2 protein-coding genes are annotated in these 1,479 nt (G+C 72.6%); both read right to left on the bottom strand.

The window, feature by feature from the left end; genetic code table 11:
* Positions 1-457: 457 nt before the first annotated feature.
* Entirely contained in the window at positions 458-763 is a 306-nt protein-coding gene (locus tag ACIRNI_RS31940; protein WP_403556882.1) for a hypothetical protein, read from the bottom strand.
* Positions 764-792: 29 nt separating this feature from the next.
* Positions 793-963: a helicase associated domain-containing protein gene (locus tag ACIRNI_RS31935; protein ID WP_403556880.1), complete on the bottom strand. Its 171-nt coding sequence runs from the start codon at positions 961-963 to the stop codon at positions 793-795.
* Between the last annotated feature and the right edge of the window lie 516 nt (positions 964-1,479).

The raw sequence follows: 1,479 nt of genomic DNA, 5'->3' as shown, positions 1-1,479 counted from the left end.
ACTCCCCGTCCCCCCCCGCGTCGCCCGCGCCCCCACCCCCCTCTAAAAAACCGCGGCGCCCAACACCCGCCCGCCCCGTTTTCAAAAAAACCCGGTGGCCCCCGGGCGCGCGCCGGTCGACCACACAACATCGGGGGAGCTGGAGCCGGCCACGTACCTCCCAGGCGGACCCGCGCCGACCTGAGGTGCGTCTTTCGGTGCCACCCCAACATCCGAGCCCCTCCGTCCCACAACTGACTCAGCGAACAGGAGTAGGCGCGGATTCTTCCCCCGCCCGCACCGCTGGCGCCAGGAATGCCTTCGCTTCAGTTGGCAACCGCCGCCTGCTGTCGCGCAGCCCGGCCCGCGCCGCAAGGCGCCCGAAAGCACGTCTGCGTTCCAACACCCTCGCGGGTCACCCGCGCCCGATCCAAAGGGAGCACATCGTGAGCACGACCGACCCGGACACGACCACCCCTCACACCACCCCGACCTCGCCCCCGGCCGCGACCGTCTGCTGCACCGCATGGTGACGGGCCTGCTGACGCCCGGCTTCCTCGGCCACGTCCTGCACGAGCACGCCGCTGTGCGGGAGACGGCCGCTGCACTGGGAGGACTCGGCGCGCTGCTCCTGGCCGCTGTCCTTGCCGCAGGTCGGTGCTGGTGAGCCGACCGCGTGAGAAGCGCTCGGTGTGCCTGGTCCGGCGGCGCGGCGGAGCGGACCGCCGCCGCGCTCGGCACGCAGCAGCGCCTCGGCGGCCATATCCAAGACGATGGTCCGCACGAAGGGGACCATCGGCGGGATGCGGTGGACTACGTCCAGCGCATCCCGATGGCGGATAACTGGTCGATGCGTTCCTGGGTCAGGGTTGCGGCCCTGCTCCGCTGATTCCCGGTCCATGCCCCAACCCGATACTCCCGTACGTCCTGGTCCCCGCCGCTCCCGCCGCCGACGACGATCCGCTCGACATGCTTCCTCGGCACCCGAAGGTGCCCCTCGCCCTCGAAGGTCGTAGTTCATGGCCCACTTGTCGGCCTGTGTACGAGGCGGGGCCGGCTTTTCGTCCTCGGCCGCGGGCTCGATCCCGCGGGCCTGCTCGCAATCTGGGCAAGCCGTCCCCGGACGGCAGCTCGCCCACCGACCCGAGGCGCGCTGAGGTGGTGGGCGAGCACGGCCGGATGCTCTGGCGGGACTGGTGAGGGAGGGCGCGATGCACCGTTTTGAGACGGGCCAGACGGTCGTACGGCGCGACGTGCATCGTACGGGTCGCGTGTGGAACCGAGCACGCGCTGCGGGTCGTCGCCGACACCAGCGACGACCCGCACCGGCACTGGGTCGGCTGCGTTGTCGGAGGGCGTGGTCACGACCCCACGGTAAGCGGGGGGGGGGGGGGGGGGGGGCCCCCCCCGGGGCGCCGGCGGCCCGGCAAGGGGGGGGGCGCGTGCGGGGGACCCCCATGGGGTGGTAGGCGGGGGCCCCGCTGTCCGCGGGATTGACCC

Source organism: Streptomyces sp. NPDC093546 (assembly GCF_044765045.1).
In the GTDB taxonomy this organism is placed as follows: Bacteria; Actinomycetota; Actinomycetes; order Streptomycetales; family Streptomycetaceae; genus Streptomyces.
Note: the sequence above shows the minus strand (reverse complement) of the source record. Positions and strands in the feature narration are given on the sequence as shown.